At 69.0% G+C, this 17,005-nt stretch carries 16 protein-coding genes; 14 read left to right on the top strand and 2 right to left on the bottom strand.

All coding sequences use genetic code 11. From position 1 onward, the window contains the following. The first annotated feature begins 96 nt into the window (after nt 1-96). The 3 genes from B0I32_RS20510 to B0I32_RS20520 are packed head-to-tail and all read left to right on the top strand — an operon-like array spanning nt 97 to nt 2,577. Entirely contained in the window at nt 97-1,239 is a 1,143-nt protein-coding gene (locus tag B0I32_RS20510; RefSeq protein ID WP_106241636.1) for an FtsX-like permease family protein, read from the top strand. Then, nucleotides 1,236-1,961, top strand: coding sequence for an ABC transporter ATP-binding protein (locus tag B0I32_RS20515; RefSeq protein WP_106241639.1), 726 nt, complete (start codon nt 1,236-1,238; stop codon nt 1,959-1,961). The genes B0I32_RS20510 and B0I32_RS20515 overlap by 4 nt, the downstream gene beginning before the upstream one ends. 25 nt (nt 1,962-1,986) lie before the next feature. Then, nucleotides 1,987-2,577 carry a TetR/AcrR family transcriptional regulator gene (locus B0I32_RS20520; RefSeq protein ID WP_106241641.1) on the top strand — a complete coding sequence of 197 codons (591 nt, stop codon included), beginning with the start codon at nt 1,987-1,989 and terminating at the stop codon, nt 2,575-2,577. Between the two features lie 120 nt (nt 2,578-2,697). Here the strand turns inward: B0I32_RS20520 and B0I32_RS20525 are convergent, their stop codons facing one another. Then, the gene (locus tag B0I32_RS20525; RefSeq protein WP_146178240.1) at nt 2,698-3,468 is read right to left on the bottom strand and encodes an IclR family transcriptional regulator; all 771 of its coding nucleotides are present in this window, start codon (nt 3,466-3,468) and stop codon (nt 2,698-2,700) included. 135 nt (nt 3,469-3,603) lie between these two features. On the opposite strand from B0I32_RS20525, the gene B0I32_RS20530 reads away from it, so the two are divergent. From B0I32_RS20530 to B0I32_RS20565, 8 genes are all read left to right on the top strand, one after another. Beyond that, nucleotides 3,604-4,854 (top strand): ABC transporter substrate-binding protein, encoded by a 1,251-nt coding sequence (locus tag B0I32_RS20530; RefSeq protein WP_181307590.1) that lies wholly within the window; start codon nt 3,604-3,606, stop codon nt 4,852-4,854. 65 nt (nt 4,855-4,919) lie between these two features. Continuing rightward, a complete protein-coding gene (locus B0I32_RS20535) occupies nt 4,920-5,864 on the top strand; it encodes a carbohydrate ABC transporter permease (protein ID WP_106241648.1) in 945 nt (314 codons plus the stop codon). After that, entirely contained in the window at nt 5,864-6,694 is an 831-nt protein-coding gene (locus tag B0I32_RS20540; protein ID WP_106241650.1) for a carbohydrate ABC transporter permease, read from the top strand. Before B0I32_RS20535 ends, B0I32_RS20540 begins: the two co-directional genes overlap by 1 nt. 7 nt (nt 6,695-6,701) lie before the next feature. Next, entirely contained in the window at nt 6,702-7,883 is a 1,182-nt protein-coding gene (locus B0I32_RS20545) for a mandelate racemase/muconate lactonizing enzyme family protein (RefSeq protein ID WP_106241653.1), read from the top strand. After that, nucleotides 7,880-9,079, top strand: a complete 1,200-nt coding sequence (locus B0I32_RS20550) for a fumarylacetoacetate hydrolase family protein (RefSeq protein ID WP_106241656.1) — start codon at nt 7,880-7,882, stop codon at nt 9,077-9,079. The genes B0I32_RS20545 and B0I32_RS20550 overlap by 4 nt, the downstream gene beginning before the upstream one ends. An 87-nt stretch (nt 9,080-9,166) precedes the next feature. Beyond that, complete coding sequence (locus B0I32_RS20555; RefSeq protein ID WP_146178241.1) at nt 9,167-9,583, top strand: hypothetical protein; 417 nt, start codon at nt 9,167-9,169, stop codon at nt 9,581-9,583. Nucleotides 9,584-9,814: 231 nt separating this feature from the next. Then, entirely contained in the window at nt 9,815-10,021 is a 207-nt protein-coding gene (locus B0I32_RS20560; protein ID WP_106241661.1) for a cold-shock protein, read from the top strand. A 357-nt stretch (nt 10,022-10,378) separates the two neighbouring features. Then, complete coding sequence (locus B0I32_RS20565; RefSeq protein WP_106241664.1) at nt 10,379-11,806, top strand: DEAD/DEAH box helicase; 1,428 nt, start codon at nt 10,379-10,381, stop codon at nt 11,804-11,806. A 78-nt stretch (nt 11,807-11,884) separates the two neighbouring features. Here B0I32_RS20565 and B0I32_RS20570 read toward each other — a convergent pair whose 3' ends face one another. Continuing rightward, entirely contained in the window at nt 11,885-12,850 is a 966-nt protein-coding gene (locus tag B0I32_RS20570; protein WP_106241666.1) for an AraC-like ligand-binding domain-containing protein, read from the bottom strand. Nucleotides 12,851-13,296: 446 nt separating this feature from the next. Between B0I32_RS20570 and B0I32_RS20575 the strand changes: the two genes are divergently transcribed. The 3 genes from B0I32_RS20575 (at nt 13,297) to B0I32_RS20585 (ending at nt 16,863) form a co-directional block, all read left to right on the top strand. Continuing rightward, the gene (locus B0I32_RS20575) at nt 13,297-13,659 is read left to right on the top strand and encodes a DUF4333 domain-containing protein (protein WP_245955928.1); all 363 of its coding nucleotides are present in this window, start codon (nt 13,297-13,299) and stop codon (nt 13,657-13,659) included. Between the two features lie 395 nt (nt 13,660-14,054). Next, complete coding sequence (locus tag B0I32_RS20580; RefSeq protein ID WP_245955929.1) at nt 14,055-14,912, top strand: SAM-dependent methyltransferase; 858 nt, start codon at nt 14,055-14,057, stop codon at nt 14,910-14,912. A gap of 673 nt (nt 14,913-15,585) precedes the next feature. Next, a complete protein-coding gene (locus tag B0I32_RS20585; RefSeq protein ID WP_106241671.1) occupies nt 15,586-16,863 on the top strand; it encodes an ROK family transcriptional regulator in 1,278 nt (425 codons plus the stop codon). Nucleotides 16,864-17,005: the final 142 nt, after the last annotated feature.

Genomic DNA, 17,005 nt, shown 5'->3' on the forward strand with positions numbered 1-17,005 from the left:
ACGTGTCGCATTTCATCTTCCCGACGCTATGTTGGTATCTTTCCGACGACGCGTCGGCAACTAGGACGTCCGTCCCGTGAAATGTGAAGGAGTGCCATGTTCCTGGCCTGGCGCGAGCTGGTCTTCGCCCGCGCACGTTTCGGCCTGATGGGCGGAGTCGTCGCCCTCATCGCAATCCTCGTCGTCCTGCTGTCCGGCCTCTCCTCCGGGCTCGTCAACGACGGCGTCTCCGGGCTCCAACGGTTGCCCGTCAACGCGTTCGCCTTCGCCGAGGGCACCCAGACCGACTCCGCCTTCTCCCGCAGCACCGTCAACGTGAGCCAGGCCACGGCGTGGAAGGGCCGCGACGACGTCGGCGACGCCGCGCCGTTCGGCATCACGCTGGTCAACGCCAAGGCCACGACAGAAGCCGGCGCCCAGGTGCCGATCGACCTGGCCCTGTTCGGCGTCGAGCCCGGTTCGTTCCTCGCGCCCGCCGTCTCCGACGGCGCCGGGCTGGGCGACCTCGACGGGATCGTGGTCAGCCAGACCGTCCTGGACGAGGGCCTGGCGATCGGCGACACGGTCGCCATCGACCGCCTCGGCACACAGCTCAAGATCGTCGGGACCACAGGCGACCAGCGCACCTTCGGGCACGTCGACGTGGCGTATCTGCCGTTGCGCTCCTGGCAGCAGGTGCACGCCGGCGCGGGGCCGGGCGACGAGGCGCGTGCGGGAGCATACGAAGAGGTCACGGCCATCGCCCTGCGCGCACGGGACGGCGACCAGATCGACCTGACCGGCGGCGACGCCGCGGCGGGCACCGCGAGCATGACGCTCGACGAGTCCTTCGGAGCCTCGCCCGGCTACACCGCCGAGATCTCCACGCTCACGCTCATCCAGGTCTTCCTGTACGCCATCTCCGCGCTCGTCGTCGGGACGTTCTTCACCGTGTGGACGATCCAGCGCAAGCACGAGCTCGCCGTCGTACGGGCCATGGGCGCCTCCACCGGCTACCTCATGCGGGACACGATGATCCAGGCGACCGTCATCCTGGCCGTGTCCACCGCAGGGGGCTTCCTGATAGGGGTCGGCGGCGGCGCGATGCTCGCCACCACGCCCATGCCGTTCGCCCTGGAGGCGGGCCCGCTCGTCTTCGCCGCCCTGCTCCTGGTCGGCCTCGGCCTCGCCGGTGCGGCGGCGGCCGTGGGCCGCATCGTCCGCGTCGACCCGCTCGCAGCCCTGGGAGGGCAACGATGACCACCGGTTCCACGTCCCGGCGTCAGGACCTCCACCCGGCCGGCGCCCAAGAGCGCGGCGGCCTGCTGATGGAGGGCGTCACCCTGTCCCTCGGCGACGGCGACGCCACGGTCACCGCGCTCGATGACGTCGACCTCGCCGTGGCGGCCGGCGAGTTCGCCGCCATCGTAGGACCGTCCGGATCCGGCAAGTCGAGCCTGCTCGCCGTCGCAGGCGCGCTCACCACGCCTGACGCCGGCCGTGTCCTGGTCGACGGCGTCGACATCACCAGGGCGAGTTCGCGCGAGAAGGCGCGCCACCGACGCGAACGGATCGGGTTCGTCTTCCAGTCCGGCAACCTCATCCCGGCCCTCACCGCGCTCGACCAGCTCCGCTTCGCGCTCGACATAGCGGGCAAACGCACAGGTGGTGGTCACGACCCGCGAGAACTGCTCGACCGGGTCGGCATGGGGCACCGCGTCGGGCACCGCCCGCACCAGCTGTCCGGCGGCGAGCGGCAGCGGGTGGGCATCGCCCGCGCACTGGTCACCCGCCCGGCCGTGCTGCTGGTGGACGAGCCGACCGCCGCGCTCGACCGGGCCCGCAGCGACGACATCGTGACGCTGCTGGCGCACGAGGCGCACGGGTTCGCCGTCGCGACGATTATGGTCACCCACGATCACGAGGTGCTGAGCCACTGCGATCGCGTCCTGTCGATGGTGGATGGGAGACTGTCGGAGTAGGTCGACCATGGTTGGAGGAGGGCAGGTGCCGCGCATTCACGCCCCTACTGTCGCCGAGCATCGGGCCGCCCAGCGCCGGGCCCTGCTCGACGCGGCCAGGGAGATCCTCGCGGAGAGCGGCCGGCCACCGACGCTGACCCGGGTCGCGGCGCGCGCCGGGCTTGCCCGGCCCAGCCTCTACCAGTACTTCCGCTCATCAGAAGACCTGCTCAACGCGGTGGTGGAAGACGTCTTCCCGCGCTGGTCGGCCAGGGTGGCCGCGGCGATGGACGCCGCGGCCACCCCTGCCGACCGCGTACTCGCCTACGTGCTGACCAACTTCGAGCTCATCACCGAGGGCGAACACGCGCTGGCCACCGTCCTCGCCGAGGTCGTGCCGGGCGACACCATCGCCGAGCAGAGCCGTGCCATGCACGCGCAGCTCCTTGAGCCTCTCGTGGAGACGCTGCGCCTCCTCGGAGTCCCCGCAGTTCCGGAGACGGCGGAGATGATCAATGCCATCGTGTTCGCCGGGTCCCGGCTGATCGAGTCCGGCACCGACCTGCAGACCGTCTGGGAGTCCGCACAGGCCCTGCTGGAGCCGTTCGTCCGCGCCTGGGACCAGACGACGCCCTGAGCGCCATCGACCCGCTCGGAGCGGAGCCGGAACCCATCTTACCGACATAGTGTCGGCAAGATGGCGGCAGGCTCGGTTTTCGGAGGAACACCATGTACGTCGTTCACAACCGCATCGAAGTCACTCCCGATCAGGCGAGGGCCGGGAGGTGAACCCGAGTTCCTGAGAGATCAGCGCCGAGGTCTCCAGCAGGAGCGGAAGCTTCTCCTTCAGCTGCTCCAAACTCGCGATCACCTCGATCGCGGTCACGGAGACGGCCGCGATGACCTGTCCGCGCGAATCCCTGATCGGCACGGCGACGCACATGACATAGGCGTCGTGCTCGCCGTCGTCGACGGCCCAGCCGCGTTCGGCGACGCGGGTGAGCTCGGCCTCAAGGGATTCGCGGTCGGCGAGGGTGGTGCCGGTGTGCCGCTCGAAGGTGACGTGCGAGAGCAGGCGATCGCGTTCCTCCGGGGAGAGATGGGCGAGGATCACTTTGCCCACGGCGCTCGCGTGGATCGAGACGGCGCGGCCGATCCGTGACGGCAGCTTCACCGCGTCGAACGCGGGGCTGTCCACCTTGTCGACGTAGATGATCTCGTCGCCGGTCAACTGTGCCAGGTGCACGGTATGGCCCGTCTGCCGCTGAAGCGCACGGAGGTGCGGGGATGCGAACTGACGTAGGTCCATGGAGCCGAGCGCGAGCTCCGACAGCTCGATGAGCCCGCTGCCGAACACGTACGTCCCGGCTCCCGTCCTGCGCACGAACCGTGCGTTCTCCAGCGTCTGGAGGATGCGGAGGGCCGTGGACTTGTGGACTCCGAGCACGTCCGCGGCCTCGGAGAGGGTCAGTGGATGCTCCGCGGTCATGCGGATCAGGTCGATCGCGCGCCGGATCGTCTGCGCCACCTAACGCCTCCTTCGCGTTGCGTATGTTGCAATGTAGCGCATGACCTGCGCAATCGTCACTTGACAGCGTTGCACATGTCGCTACGATCGTTGCAATTCCGACAGGAAGTAACGAGTCATAACTCTGGAGCACAAATGAGGCTGCATCGCGTTCGCCGGAGCATGGTCGCGGCGGCCGGCGTCACCTGTATGGCCGCCGCCCTCTTGACCGGCTGCGGCTCCGACGACGGCGGATCCGAAGGCGGCGTGACCAAGCTGACGTTCGCCGCCTCGACCCTCGGCGACCCCGGCCGGGGCCCGCTACTCACGAAATGGCTCGAGGAGTTCAACAAGAGCCAGAACAAGATCCAGGTCGCTCCCGCGGCGGTGCCGTACCCGACGTTCGGCCAGACCGTCCTGACCCAGATGGGCAGCGGAAAAGGGCCCGATCTGATCCGCTTCGACATGCCGGAGTTCGAGTCCGCCGCGGATGCCGGCCTCATCGCACCGCTCGACGAGCTCGTCGACGTCAGCAAGTACGACCTGATCAAGCAGCCGGACCAGTTCATGGTCCACAACGGCCAGCGTCACGGGATCATCTTCGAGGCGTCGAACTACGCGATGTTCTACAACGCCGACCTGATCAAGAAGCCGCCCACGACCTATGAGGAGTTCGTCAAGACGGCCAAGTCGCTGACCAAGGGCGACACCTACGGCCTGGCGTTCCGCCAGACGGAGGCCGAGGAAGCCGGCGTGTGGCAGGACATCTTCAACTACGTCTACGGCTTCGGCGGCGCGTGGTCGGACGGCCAGAAGCTGACGATCAACTCGCCCGCGAACCTCAAGGGTCTGCAGGCGTTCAAGGACCTGTACGACGCCAAGGTGATCCCGCGTGGCACGGACGCGGCGACGTTCCGCCGCATGTTCGCCGAGGGCAAGGTCGGCATGGAGCTCAACAACGGCGGCTACGTGACGGCGACCCGCGGCCAGAACGCCGATCTGAACTTCAACGTCGCGCCCATCCCGTTCCCGGTCCGCAAGCAGGGCGCGATCCTCGCCCCCATCGTGATCAACGAGGCGAGCCCGGCCAAGGAGGCGGCGGCGACCTTCATCAAGTGGACGCTTGAGCCGGACAACCAGGTCAAGCTGCAGGAGATCCTCGGCGCCAGCAGCGTGGCGACGGTCACCAAGCGAAGCCCTGAGCAGCTCAAGGAGACGCCGTTCCTGACCGTCTTCGACGACCTCACCGAGACGAGCCTGCCGCAGATCGTCCAGGGATTCGAGGCGAAGACCCCGGACATCCGCAAGATCGTCGTGCAGAACGTGATCGCGGCGCTCCAGGGCACGGTCGACCTCAAGACCGCACTGGACCGCGCCCAGCAACAGGCGACCCAGCAGGTCGGCTGACCGGACGACACCGCCGGCGAGCCCCTTCCGCCGGCGGCGTCCTATTTCTCTAAGGACCACATTCGATGACCGCGCTGGAACAGCAGCAGCTTCCAGGGCCTCGAACCGGGACCCGGCGTCGAGGCAGCCCTCTGGGGAGCAAGTGGACGCCCTACTTCTTCCTGGCCCCCGCAGCCCTCTTCATCCTGGTCTTCCAGGTCGTTCCGCTGGCGCAGGAAGTCTTTCTGAGCTTCACGCGAACCTCGTTGCTGAACCCCACACACAGCACCTGGGTGGGGCTCGACAACTACACCCGCATCTTCGGCGACGCGGAGTTCCGCCGTACCCTCCTCATCACCCTCATCTACGTCGTCGTGTGCGTCGTCGCCGCCGTGGGAACCGGGCTCGCGGTCGCCCTGCTGCTCAACAAGGGCTTCCGCGGCCGGGGGGTGGCGCGGGCACTGGTGACCATTCCGTGGGCGGCGCCCGGCATCGCGGTCGCGCTCATCGCGATCTGGATGCTCAACCCGGACTACGGCATCGTGAACCGCTTCCTCGACACGGTCGGCCTCGGCGTCCCCGGCGGCGCCATCCTCGACAGCCCGCGATACGCCCTCCCGGCCATCCTCGTCACGACCATCTGGCAGCTGTTCCCGTTCACCTCGGTGGTCCTGCTGTCCGCGCTGCAGGCCGTCCCGTCGCACCTCACCGAGGCCGCGATGATGGACGGCGCGGGACGATGGTCGACCTTCCGCGCCGTCACCTGGCAGTCCATCAAGCCGACCGTCGGCCTGCTCGCCCTCCTCATGACCATCTGGTCGCTACGGCGGTTCGAGCTCATCTGGCTCATGACGAAGGGGGGACCGGTCGGCGCGACCGAGACGCTGGTCATCGACCTCTACTCGCAGGCCTTCGACTCCAAGCAACTCGGCTCGGCTGCGGCGGTCGGCATGGTCGGTGTGGTCGTCTCGCTCATCGTCATCGCCGGCAGCCGGTTCGTCGCCCGCGCCGCTGAAAGGGAGGCCGGCTGATGAGGCTGCCCCACATCGGTCTGACCCTGCGGATCGTCGGTGTCCTCGTCGTGCTCGGGGTCGCCGTCTTCCCGCTGTACTGGATGTTCGTCACCGCGCTGTCCGGCGATTCGGAGCTCTTCGCGGCCAAGGCCCGGCTCGTCCCCGACCTCTCCCAGTTCGGAGTCTTCATCGACGCGCTGGCCGAAGGCAAGGCGGCGACCTGGCTGCGCAACAGTCTGGTGATCGCCGCGGGCACGACGGTCCTGTCGATCGGTCTCGGCATCCCGCTCGGCTACGCCCTCTCGCGATTCTCGTTCCGGGGCAAGGTCCTCATGACCGTCGTGCTGCTGTTCACGCAGATGCTTCCCGAGGCGCTCATGGTCGTGCCGCTGTTCGCGCTCTTCCGGCGATTCGACCTGCTCGACTCCCTCGGCGGGCTCATCCTGGTCAACTCCGCCTTCGTCCTGCCGATCGTCGCCCTCATCCTCAAGGGCGCCTTCGACGGCCTGCCCCGTGAGATCGAGGAGTCCGCACGGGTCGACGGAGCACGACCGCTCACCGTGCTCACCCGCATCAACGTGCCGCTGATCGCCCCCTCGCTCGCCGCCAGCGCGGTCATCGCGTTCTTCCACGCCTGGAACGAGTACGTGTTCGCCGTGACGTTCATCTTCACTCCCGGGATGCAGCCGGCATCGGTCGGCATCGCCGGCTTCATCGGCGAACTCGGCACGCCCATCCAGACGGTCATGGCGGTCTCCTTCCTGTTCACGGCGCCGGCCGTCGTCTTCTACCTGTTCGTCCAGAAGTATGTGGTCGCCGGCATGACCGCCGGCGCCGTGAAGGGCTGAGCCGCACGTGAAGATCACCTCAGTCGACACTCTCGTCGTCGACTTCTACCGCACCAACCTCGTGATCGTCCGCGTCTCGACGGACGAAGGAATCGTCGGACTGGGTGAAGCGACCCTGGAGGGCAAGGAACGCGCCGTCCAGGGCGCCGTCACCGAACTGGCCGAGGCCGTGACCGGGCTGGACCCCACGCGCATCTCCGGCATCCTGTACGAGCTGGCCAGGGACTGGTACTGGCGCGGCGGCCCCGTCATCATGACCGCGTTGAGCTCGTTCGAGATGGCGCTGTGGGACATCTCGGCACGAGAGCTCGGCGTCCCGGTCTCCCGCCTGCTCGGCGGCGCCACCCGCGACCGGGTGCGCGCGTACGCCAACGGCTGGTTCTCCGGAGCCGCCACGCCCGAGGAGTACGCGGCCGCCGCGCAGAGGACCGTCGGCAGCGGCTTTCGCGGTCTCAAGTGGGATCCCTTCGAGAACTTCGACCTCACGATCACCTCCCGGCAGCTGGACCGCGTGCTCGCGCAGATCGACGCCGTCCGCTCCGCCGTCGGGCCCGACGTCGAGCTGTTCATCGAGGGCCACGGCCGGTTCGACGTCACTCACGCCATCAAGATCGCGCGAGAGATCGCGCAGTTCGATCCGGTGTTCTTCGAGGAGCCCTGCCCGCCGGACAACCTCGACGCTCTCGTCGACATCCGCCGGGCATCGCCGGTGCCCATCGCCGCGGGGGAGCGCTGGCTGGGACGGCAGGGTTTCGCGCCGGCGCTCGCCCGCCAGGCGGTCGACTTCGTCCAGCCCGATGTGACGCACGCCGGCGGCATCGCCGAGCTGGCCTTCATCTCGACGCTCGCCGCGACCGGCTACGTCGGGTTCGCGCCGCACAATCCCAGCGGACCGCTGAGCACGGCGGCGACGCTGCAGCTCGGGGCCGCCCTGCCCAACTTCCGTTACCTGGAGATCATGGCCACCGACGTCCCCTGGCGCCCGGAGATCACCAACGAGCGACTCGTGCTGACGGAGGAGGGTGACATCCTCATCCCGACCGGGGCCGGTCTCGGCATCGAGCTCGACCTGGAGGCGATCGCCCGGCATCCCTTCACCCCCCACCCCATGCGGTTGTTCCAGGACGCCGTCTTCGACATCCGGCCACCCGACGAGCGGTCCTTCTTCAACCTGGGAGACGGCGAATGAACCTGTCATCGTCCGATGAGACCGCCTGGTACGGGACGGCCGCGAACGCGCTGCCTGACGATGCCGCGGACGCCGTCCTGATCGGCCGGATCTGGGATCCCCGCGTCGAAGGGCCCTCACCCGTGGTGGTCCGCGACGGAGAGGTCATCGACATCAGCGCGGAGTTCCCGACGGTCCGCGACATCTGCGAACTGCCGGAACCCGCTGCCGTGGTCTCCGGGCTGAACGGCCGGCACGTCGGCGCCTTCGGGGACGTGCTCGCCAATACCGGGTCCCCCGCCCGCGACCGTACCCGGCCCTGGCTGCTCGCACCGGTCGACCTCCAGGCGCTCAAGGCCGCCGGGGTGACCTTCGCCGTCTCGATGATCGAGCGCGTCATCGAAGAACGGGCCGGCGGCGACATGGCACTCGCGGCGGACATCCGCAGCCGGATGCTCGCCGGCGTCGGCGCCGACCTTCACGAGCTCTCGCCGGGTTCCGAGGAGGCGGCGCGGCTGAAGACCCTGCTGGTCGCCGAAGGCATGTGGAGCCAGTACCTGGAGGTCGGGATCGGCCCTGACGCCGAGATCTTCACCAAGGGCCAGATCCTGTCCGCCATGGGAACCGCGGTGCCCGTCGGGGTGCTCGCCGCCTCGACCTGGAACAACCCGGAGCCCGAGGTGTCACTCATCGTCCAGTCGAGTGGCCGGATCGTGGGGGCGACGCTCGGCAACGACGTCAACCTCCGGGACGTCGAAGGCCGATCCGCGCTCCTGCTGCCGATGGCGAAGGACAACAACGCGTCCTGCGCGCTCGGCCCCCTCATCCGGCTCTTCGACGAGCGGTTCGACCTGGAACAGGTACGCGGCCTCGCGGTGCGGCTGGACGTCGAAGGCGAGGACGGCTTCCGCCTTGAGGCGGTCTCGGAGATGTCGCAGATCTCGCGTGACCCGGAAGCGCTGGTGCGGCAGCTGATCGGCCCGCAGCATCATTACCCCGACGGCGCGGTCCTCATGCTCGGCACGATGTTCGCCCCCATCCAGGACCGCGACCACCCGGGCGAGGGGTTCACGCACAAGACCGGCGACGTGGTGCGGATCAGCTCTCCCGCACTCGGCACCCTCGTCAACCGCGTCCAGAACGCCGAGGACTGTACGCCTTGGCGCTTCGGGATCCGCGACCTCATGGGAAATCTCCACGTCAGAGGACTGTTGTGAGCACTGTCCCGCGTCCGTCAAGCGGCGAGAAAGGGGAGTGAAAGGCGGGGCTGGAAGGGTCGTCACGTCTCTGAGAGAGAGGTGACCATGACGGTCCACACTCCTGCGCCATCCGGCACCGCACGTCGGCCGCGACGGCTCGGCCCCCTGGTGGCCGGCCTGATCGTGGGCGTCGTGCTGGGTGCGGGGGCGGTGATCGCGATGCGCTGGCCCGCCCAGCAGACCCTCTACACCGACAAGCAGCCGGGCACGGTCGCGTACGACGACGGCTCCGCGCACGTGATAGCGCTCATTCGCGATCACTCGCTGCTGGAGGACTCCTTTCGCCTGTACGCGGGACGCGATCCGTCGCTGCGCTACGGCCACTTCGTCGACGTCGACCTCCCGGGCATCGCCGACAAGCCGGTGCGGTCCACACAGTGGACTCCGGACGGCGTACGGGTCCGCTTCGGCACCGGGCACGAGCTGTTCGTCCCCGCCGCCTCCTTCACCGGCGGCCGGTAGCGGCGCCACCGCCGCCCTTGCCCGCCGGGGTTGGTCATGCACGACGGCGCATGTGCTAGATTGGGATCAGTTGCAGTTGTGGTACCCATAAAGACTTGTGTGCACCTGACGGTATGTAGCCTCAGGTGCATTTTTTGTTCTCCGGTCATTTCCGGGTGTGTGGTCCTATCACGGCGACGCGGAATCCGTTCGATGCGGATTCCGGCTTTGCACCCATCGAAGGAGATCAGCATGGCTTCCGGCACCGTGAAGTGGTTCAACGCGGAAAAGGGCTTCGGCTTCATCGAGCAGGACGGCGGCGGCGCCGACGTCTTCGCCCACTACTCCAACATCGTCGCCAACGGCGGCTACCGTGAGCTGCGCGAGGGCCAGAAGGTGGCCTTCGACATCACGCAGGGCCAGAAGGGCCCGCAGGCCGAGAACATCGTTCCCGCCTGACACCGCGCACCACGTAGCCGGGGCCCGCGCCGCAGGGCGCGGTCCCCGGCGCGTTGCTTTTGTGGCATCCATCGTGCCGTGATGACCTCACAACCCGAGAAGCACAGCGTGTCTGTTCTTCCGCCGCACACCGGATGCGCCACCGATGGCTCCGGTTCGGGCATCAGGCCCGCTCCAGTTCTACGGCGCGGCATCACAGCCGCCGTTTCTTCCGGCGAAAGCCGACCATTTCGACGTCCGAGCCCAGGCTGTCTCCGCCGGTTCGGCTCGTCTTTTCTTCGGCTCGTGCTCGCTGTTCTTGTGCCGCTTGTCGCCCCGAGAACCACCTGACACGTGCCGCATTGAGGAAGGTTCTGCATGAACCACGCAACTCGCGCGCACGATCGCAACTCTTCGTCCCGTTCGGGCGGCTCTGCCCGAGGCAGGGGCGGCCGATTCGGCTCTCCGGCTCAGGGCCGTTCAGGCGCCTCCAGCCGGTCCGGCAACGGGCGGCGTCCCGCCGCGCTCCAGAGAGAGTTCGCGCTGCCGGTCACCGTGACTCCGGCTCTGCCGGCGGCCGCGACATTCGCTGAGCTGAGCATGCCGCCCGCACTGCTGAAGGTGCTCACCAGCCTGGGCATGAACGAACCGTTCCCGATCCAGGCGGCCACGCTGCCGAACTCCCTGGCCGGCCGGGACGTACTGGGGCGGGGGCGCACCGGGTCGGGCAAGACACTCGCCTTCGGCCTGGCCCTGCTCGCCCGCACCTTCGGACAGCGGGCACAATCGCGGCGACCGCTCGCCCTGATCCTCGTTCCCACCAGGGAACTGGCCCAGCAGGTCACCGATGCGCTCACGCCGTACGCCCAGGCACTGAAGCTGCGACTGGCCACGGTCGTCGGCGGCATGCCGATCAGCCGCCAGGCCCATGCGCTGCGCGGCGGTGCCGAAGTCGTCATCGCGACCCCGGGACGGCTCAGGGATCTCATCGAGCGCGGCGACTGCCGCCTGGACCAGGTCGGCATCACCGTGCTGGACGAGGCCGACCAGATGGCCGACATGGGCTTCATGCCGCAGATCACCCATCTGCTCGACCAGGTGCGCCCGGACGGCCAGCGGATGCTGTTCTCCGCCACTCTGGACCGCAACGTCGATCTGCTGGTCCGTCGCTATCTGAACGACCCGGTGGTCCATTCGGTCGACCCCTCGGCGGGCGCGGTCACCACGATGGAGCACCACGTGCTGCACATCCAGGGTGCCGACAAGCAGGCCACCACGGTGGAGATCGCTGCTCGCGACGGCCGGGTGATCATGTTCCTGGACACCAAGCACGCTGTGGACCGGCTCACCGATCAACTGCTGAACAGCGGAGTGCGCGCCGCCGCGCTGCACGGAGGCAAGTCCCAGCCCCAGCGCACCCGCACCCTCGCCCAGTTCAAGAGCGGCCACGTCACGGCGCTGGTGGCGACCAACGTCGCGGCCCGCGGCATCCACGTCGACAACCTGGACCTCGTCGTCAACGTCGACCCGCCGAGCGACCACAAGGACTATCTGCACCGCGGCGGCCGCACCGCCCGCGCCGGCGAGTCCGGCAGCGTCGTCACCCTGGTGTTGCCCAATCAGCGCCGTGACATGACCCGCTTGCTGGCCGACGCCGGTATCGTCCCGCAGACCAGCGAGGTCCGTTCGGGCGAGTCCGAGCTGAGGCGTATCACGGGCGCCCAGGCTCCCTCAGGTATCCCCGTGACCATCACCGCACCGGCTGCCAGTCGTCGATCGGGACGGAACGGCAGACGATACCGGTAGCAGCGGATGGAGGCCCGCCAAGGCCAGGTAGTCGAGGCTTCCGGGCTGTTGGCAAGAGTGCTGCAGTTGGTCTGACCATCACGTGGCGCGGGGGTGGTTCTGTTCGCGCCAGGCCCGCGGTGAGATCCCGTACGTCTGTTTGAACACCTTGCTGAAGTGGGTCGCGTCCGCGAAGCCCCAGCTCCGCCCGATCGCCGCGATGGTCCGCAGCCGCCCGTTCTGGCCGGCCAGTTCCCGCCTGCATTCGGCCAGACGGCGGGTGCGGATCCAGTCTCCGAGGCTGATTCCCGAGCGGGACAGCACGGCGTAGAGATGGCGTACGGAGATGTCGTGCGCGGCGGCTATCCGCGCCGCCGACAGATCCCGGTCGGCCAGATGCTCGCGGATGTAACGAGTGACCCGCAGGCTGAGCGTCGCCTCCAGCGGCGCCTTGGCCGAGCCGGAGTCGCCGTGCTGGGACGTCAGGACGGCACGGAGGAGTTCGACGCTGGGTTGCACGGCGGCGTCGGCGTGCACACCCTGGTGCAGTTCGTCGGCGACGGCCAGTTGGGAGAAGTAGGTGAAGGCGAGACGCGCGATGGGGTTGCCGGATCCCAGAGGGACCGCGGTGACGTCTCTCAGCGATCTGTCGGGGAGCGCGAGCGCAGCGCGGGGGAAACGGATGAAGCGGTGGTCGACTCCCTCGTCGAAGAGAAGCGTGTAGGGAGCGACCGACTCGAAGACGGCGCAGTCTCCTGGCCTCAGCACGCACTCGCGACCGTTCTGCACCACCATGCTGCTGCCCGTCATCTGAACACCCAGAGTGACGGCCGGCTCCTCATCCTCCCGGGCGAGCCGCTCCGTCCGACGGAGCGTGACCGCGGTCGCCCGTGCCGAACAGACCCTGAGGGGCCCGACGGCGCCGAGCCCTATGCGAACGGCGATGTCCTCAGCCGGCGGACCGTGGTCGATGTCGACTGCCACCATGGATTCCCACACCGCGTTCCGGATCGCTTCCTCCCGGTCCCGCGGCGGTATGAACGCGGTGTCGAGGACCGGGCTCATGAGGCGGACCTTCGTCCGCGTCGGTCACAGAGCCGGCCTGGCGATACCTCGGCCCGTTCCCCCACAAGACTCCCCTCGACACGGTAGGGCCCTCGCCTGATACGGCGCCTGAAGCCGTGCACCACTGACCAAGTGCCCAGCATGCATGACAAAGTCCGAAGCCCACGATGACCCTAAGGTCTATGGACGAGGTCAGGGAAGGGAGAGCGCCGCGCAGGCTGCCCTCCACCGACGCGATCGCCTGGCGTCCACGGCGTCGAGCGGAGCTTGCGCCGTCGCCGTATCGAGCACGCGGTCGCCCCCCGGCATCCTGATCTTTTTCTCATCACCCACAAACAGGGGAACTCATGTGGCATACGGAGCGTAACAAGAGGATTGCGGCCGCGGCGGCGCTGGGCGCACTGACGGTGCTTCTCGCCACCGGATGCTCCTTCAGTTTCGGCGACGTGGGAAAGAGGAGTGAGGCGACGGCCGGCGAGGAAGCAGCCGCTGCCGAGGAGGCCCCCACCGAGAAGCGGCCGACGGCTGAGGAGCAGCGAGTCGGTGACGACCCCGCAGAGCCCGAGGACACGGGCGTCAGCGAGGGCGGGGCCGTCCACAAGGCCCGAGTCGCGCAGACGATCTCCGACAAGCTCGCCGCGAACTCCGGCAAGCGCCCCGACAGGGTCACCTGTCCTGAGCACCTCCCGGCCCGGGTCGGCGCCACGATCCGCTGCGAGCTCACTGCCGGCGGCGACACCCTCGGTGTCACCGTCACTGCCACCTCGGTCAGCGGCAAGCAGGTCAACTACCACTTCAAGGTCGAGTAAGCACAGAGTGGCCAGGTGGGCGTTCGTGACCGGGCCTCGGCGGCCCGACGAGGGCCCGGGTCGCCGGCACCACCTCGGCGACGCCGATCGCTTCGGGCAGCCGGTCGACGATGGGCCGGTCCACCGTGCCGTACGTGCGGGACCGCCATGGTGTCGGCTCGGTCCAGGCCGTGACCGCGGCGATCATCAAGTCGTCGCGAGCGTCCGGGTCGTCGGCGCGGAAGTCCTCAGGGAGGCGTCGCCGCGCTCGCTTCAGGAGCGGCCGTCACGGCGTAGCGTGGATTTGTCCGTAACGTCGGACCCGGCAGCGAGGAAACATCTGAAAGCACATTCCTCGGCGAGGGCCGCCCGCGCCCCCTCAGGCCCGGCGGTCGCCGACCCATCAGGGAGAGATCTTGACGCAGAGTGGCAAAGAGACGGACCCGCAGCATCCGGAGTACGCCGGCGCCCTGGCTGCAAGGATCAATCCGCACATTCCTCACCCCGCCCGGATCTATGACTTCTTACTGGGCGGCAAGGACAACTTCGCCTCCGACCGTGAGGCCGCCGAGGCGCTCATCAAGCTGTCGCCGGGCACCCGTGAGGGCGTGCGCGCTCACCGTGCCTTCGTGAGCCGGGCCGTACGGTATCTGGCGGCCGAAGCCGGCATCACCCAGTTCCTCGACATCGGCACCGGGCTCCCCACCCAGGACCCCACCCACGTCATCGCCCAGCGAGCCGTGCCCGAGGCCCGGGTGGCCTACGTCGACAACGACCCCATCGTCCTCGTGCACGGGCGTGCCCTGCTGACCGGTGACCCGGCGGGCGCGACGGAGATGATCGAGGCGGACCTGCGCCAGCCACAGAGGATCCTGTCCGACCCCGCGGTCCGGAAGGTGCTCGACTTCACCCGTCCCGTGGCCGTCGTCGTGGCCGGGCTCCTGCACTTCGTCACCGATGACGAGGACCCGTACGGGGTGGTCGAGCAACTCAAGGCGGCGGTGCCCAGCGGCAGCCACCTGCTGCTGTCGCACATCACCATGGACTTCGCCGACAACCTGAGCCGCGAGGAGTTCACCAAGCCGTACGACAACAGCTCCGCCCCCATGGTGCCGCGCAGCCACGACGAGACGCTGCGCTTCTTCGAGGGCTGGGACCTCCTCGACCCGGGCCTCGTCGAGGTCGTCACGTGGCGGCCGGATCCGGTCGAATATCAGGAACAGATCCCCGGCGGCCACGCCTGGGCCTACGGCGGCCTCGCCGTCAAACCCTGAGACACCCCCGCCGCGCACGTCACGCCACTCCACGAAGTCCGGTGCCCGCCGGCCGTTGGCACCGCCTCCAGGATGCGGCCCTCCCCGGCCGGTACAGAGCGCACAGCAGCGTGTGCCCGCCCGCCTGGCGTGCCGGTTGGCACCACCGCGGCGGCACCGAGGTCGGCGTCAACGGTGCCGGTGCGGCTTCGTCCGGCCGTTCAGGCGGGCGGGAGTCATGGGGGAAAAGGGGCGCGGGAGGGTAGGGACGCGGCGTTTCTCCGGCCGATCGAGGGCAGGCGCCATGGCCGCGGCGACGTGGAACCGGTCGATCAGGCGGGCGGGGGGCTCAGGGACGGGGTGCGAATCTCGGGGACGGGTCCTGAGGGCTCAGGTGGACCCGCCATCACTCGCCGAGTCGGCGGCGTGACCGTCGGTACGAATGTGGTCCACGCTCCTCCTCGATCAAGTCAGGTGGCTAGCCGCATTAAAAGAGGGGACTTTCGCCGACACAAGGGTTAAAACGTTTGCACTTTAGGTCACGTTCCGGTAACAAACGCCGAAACGATCGCTGAAATGCGCAGACATCAGCGATGCCAACTCGTTACGCGACGAAGGGGTTCACGGTCGGACATCCGCGTGTTACAACCCGATTAATTGATCTCAGAGATAAACAAAGCGGTAGGTGGTGCGCATGTCGTACAAGCCGCCCAATCGCGCCCCGGGCGGCGCTCCACCGGCGGGACCTGCCGCGCTGCGCCGGGCGAACCTCTCGCTCGTGCTGCGCGAGCTGCGCGACCACAGGGTCCTGTCCCGCGCCGACATCGCCGAGACGACCGGGCTGCACCGCGCCACCGTCTCCAACCTGATGGCCGAGCTGCTGGAACGGCGTCTCGTACGCGAGGTCGGCGTCAGGCACGCCGGCTCCGTCGGCCGCCCCAGGCGCGCGGTGGCCTTGCACGGCGCGCACGTCGGCGCGCTCGGCATGGAGATCAACGTCGACTACATCGCGGTCCACGGCACCGACCTCAGCGGCCGGGTCCTGGTCGAACGCCGGATCGTGCACGACGCCGTGGGCAGCGGCCCGGACGGCTCCGTGCGGCGGCTCGCGGCCGTGGCAGGGCAGGCCGTCGAGGCCATGCGGCGGGCCGGAGCGACCCCCGCCGGCATCGCGGTCGCCGTCCCCGGGCTCGTGGACGTCACCCGCGGCGTCGTGACGCTCGCCCCCAACCTGTCCTGGCACGAGCTGCCCCTGGCCGAGCGGCTGACCTCCGTGCTCGGCCCGCTGCGCCTGCCGGTACGGGTGGACAACGACGCGAACCTCGCCGCCCTGGCCGAGTACACCTCCGGCGTCGCGGCCGGCACGCCCTACCTGGTGTACCTCACCGGCGAGGTCGGGGTCGGCGGCGGCATCATCCTGGACGGCCGGCTGCTGCGCGGCGCGGACGGCTTCTCCGGCGAGGTCGGGCACCTCCAGGTGGACCCCCACGGCACCCAGTGCGGGTGCGGCCGTGCCGGATGCTGGGAGACCAAGGTCGGCCTGGCCGCGCTCGTCCGCGCGGCGATGCCCGAGCAGGCGTACGGGCTGCCCGGCAGGCCGGTGCCCGACCCCGGCGAACGGGTGAGCGACATCGCCGGCGGCCTGGCCGCGGGCGACCCGCGGATGACGGCGGCGGTGGCGCAGGTCGGCGAGTGGCTCGGGCTCGGCGGCTCGATCCTGGCCAACCTGTTCAACCCGCGCGTGATCGTCATCGGCGGCTACTTCGCCTCGCTGGCCCGGTGGCTGCTGCCGCACGCGCAGGACCAGCTGGACCGGCTCGTGGTGGCGGGGCCCGCCGCCCGGTGCCGCCTGGTCGCCTCCACGCTCGGCTTCGGCGCCGCCTCCCGGGGCGCCGCCAGCATGGTGGTCAGCGACGTCATCGACGACCCGACGGCGATCATCGGCACGCCACCCCGGCCGGCACCCGTCTGACGGCCCCGCAGACCTGGAGACGGCACCCTCCAGCACCCCGCAAGATCCGCTCCACGAAGTGGCAACAGCGCGGCGGCGCGCGCCTTGCCTGACGTCCCCCCGGTCAGGAAGGGTTTTCCATGTCACCACGTCATCGCACGTG

The sequence above is a fragment of the Nonomuraea fuscirosea genome (genome assembly GCF_003001935.1).
Classification (GTDB): Bacteria; Actinomycetota; Actinomycetes; order Streptosporangiales; family Streptosporangiaceae; genus Nonomuraea; species Nonomuraea fuscirosea.

Excerpts from the sequence above, each read along its gene's own strand:
- B0I32_RS20510 (WP_106241636.1), top strand. The coding sequence starts at position 97 with ATGTTCCTGGCCTGGCGCGAGCTGGTCTTCGCCCGCGCACGTTTCGGC.
- B0I32_RS20515 (WP_106241639.1), top strand. The coding sequence starts at position 1,236 with ATGACCACCGGTTCCACGTCCCGGCGTCAGGACCTCCACCCGGCCGGC.
- B0I32_RS20530 (WP_181307590.1), top strand. The coding sequence starts at position 3,604 with ATGAGGCTGCATCGCGTTCGCCGGAGCATGGTCGCGGCGGCCGGCGTC.
- B0I32_RS20535 (WP_106241648.1), top strand. The coding sequence starts at position 4,920 with ATGACCGCGCTGGAACAGCAGCAGCTTCCAGGGCCTCGAACCGGGACC.
- B0I32_RS20540 (WP_106241650.1), top strand. The coding sequence starts at position 5,864 with ATGAGGCTGCCCCACATCGGTCTGACCCTGCGGATCGTCGGTGTCCTC.
- B0I32_RS20550 (WP_106241656.1), top strand. The coding sequence starts at position 7,880 with ATGAACCTGTCATCGTCCGATGAGACCGCCTGGTACGGGACGGCCGCG.
- B0I32_RS20555 (WP_146178241.1), top strand. The coding sequence starts at position 9,167 with ATGACGGTCCACACTCCTGCGCCATCCGGCACCGCACGTCGGCCGCGA.
- B0I32_RS20560 (WP_106241661.1), top strand. The coding sequence starts at position 9,815 with ATGGCTTCCGGCACCGTGAAGTGGTTCAACGCGGAAAAGGGCTTCGGC.
- B0I32_RS20565 (WP_106241664.1), top strand. The coding sequence starts at position 10,379 with ATGAACCACGCAACTCGCGCGCACGATCGCAACTCTTCGTCCCGTTCG.
- B0I32_RS20570 (WP_106241666.1), bottom strand. The coding sequence starts at position 12,850 with ATGAGCCCGGTCCTCGACACCGCGTTCATACCGCCGCGGGACCGGGAG.
- B0I32_RS20585 (WP_106241671.1), top strand. The coding sequence starts at position 15,586 with ATGTCGTACAAGCCGCCCAATCGCGCCCCGGGCGGCGCTCCACCGGCG.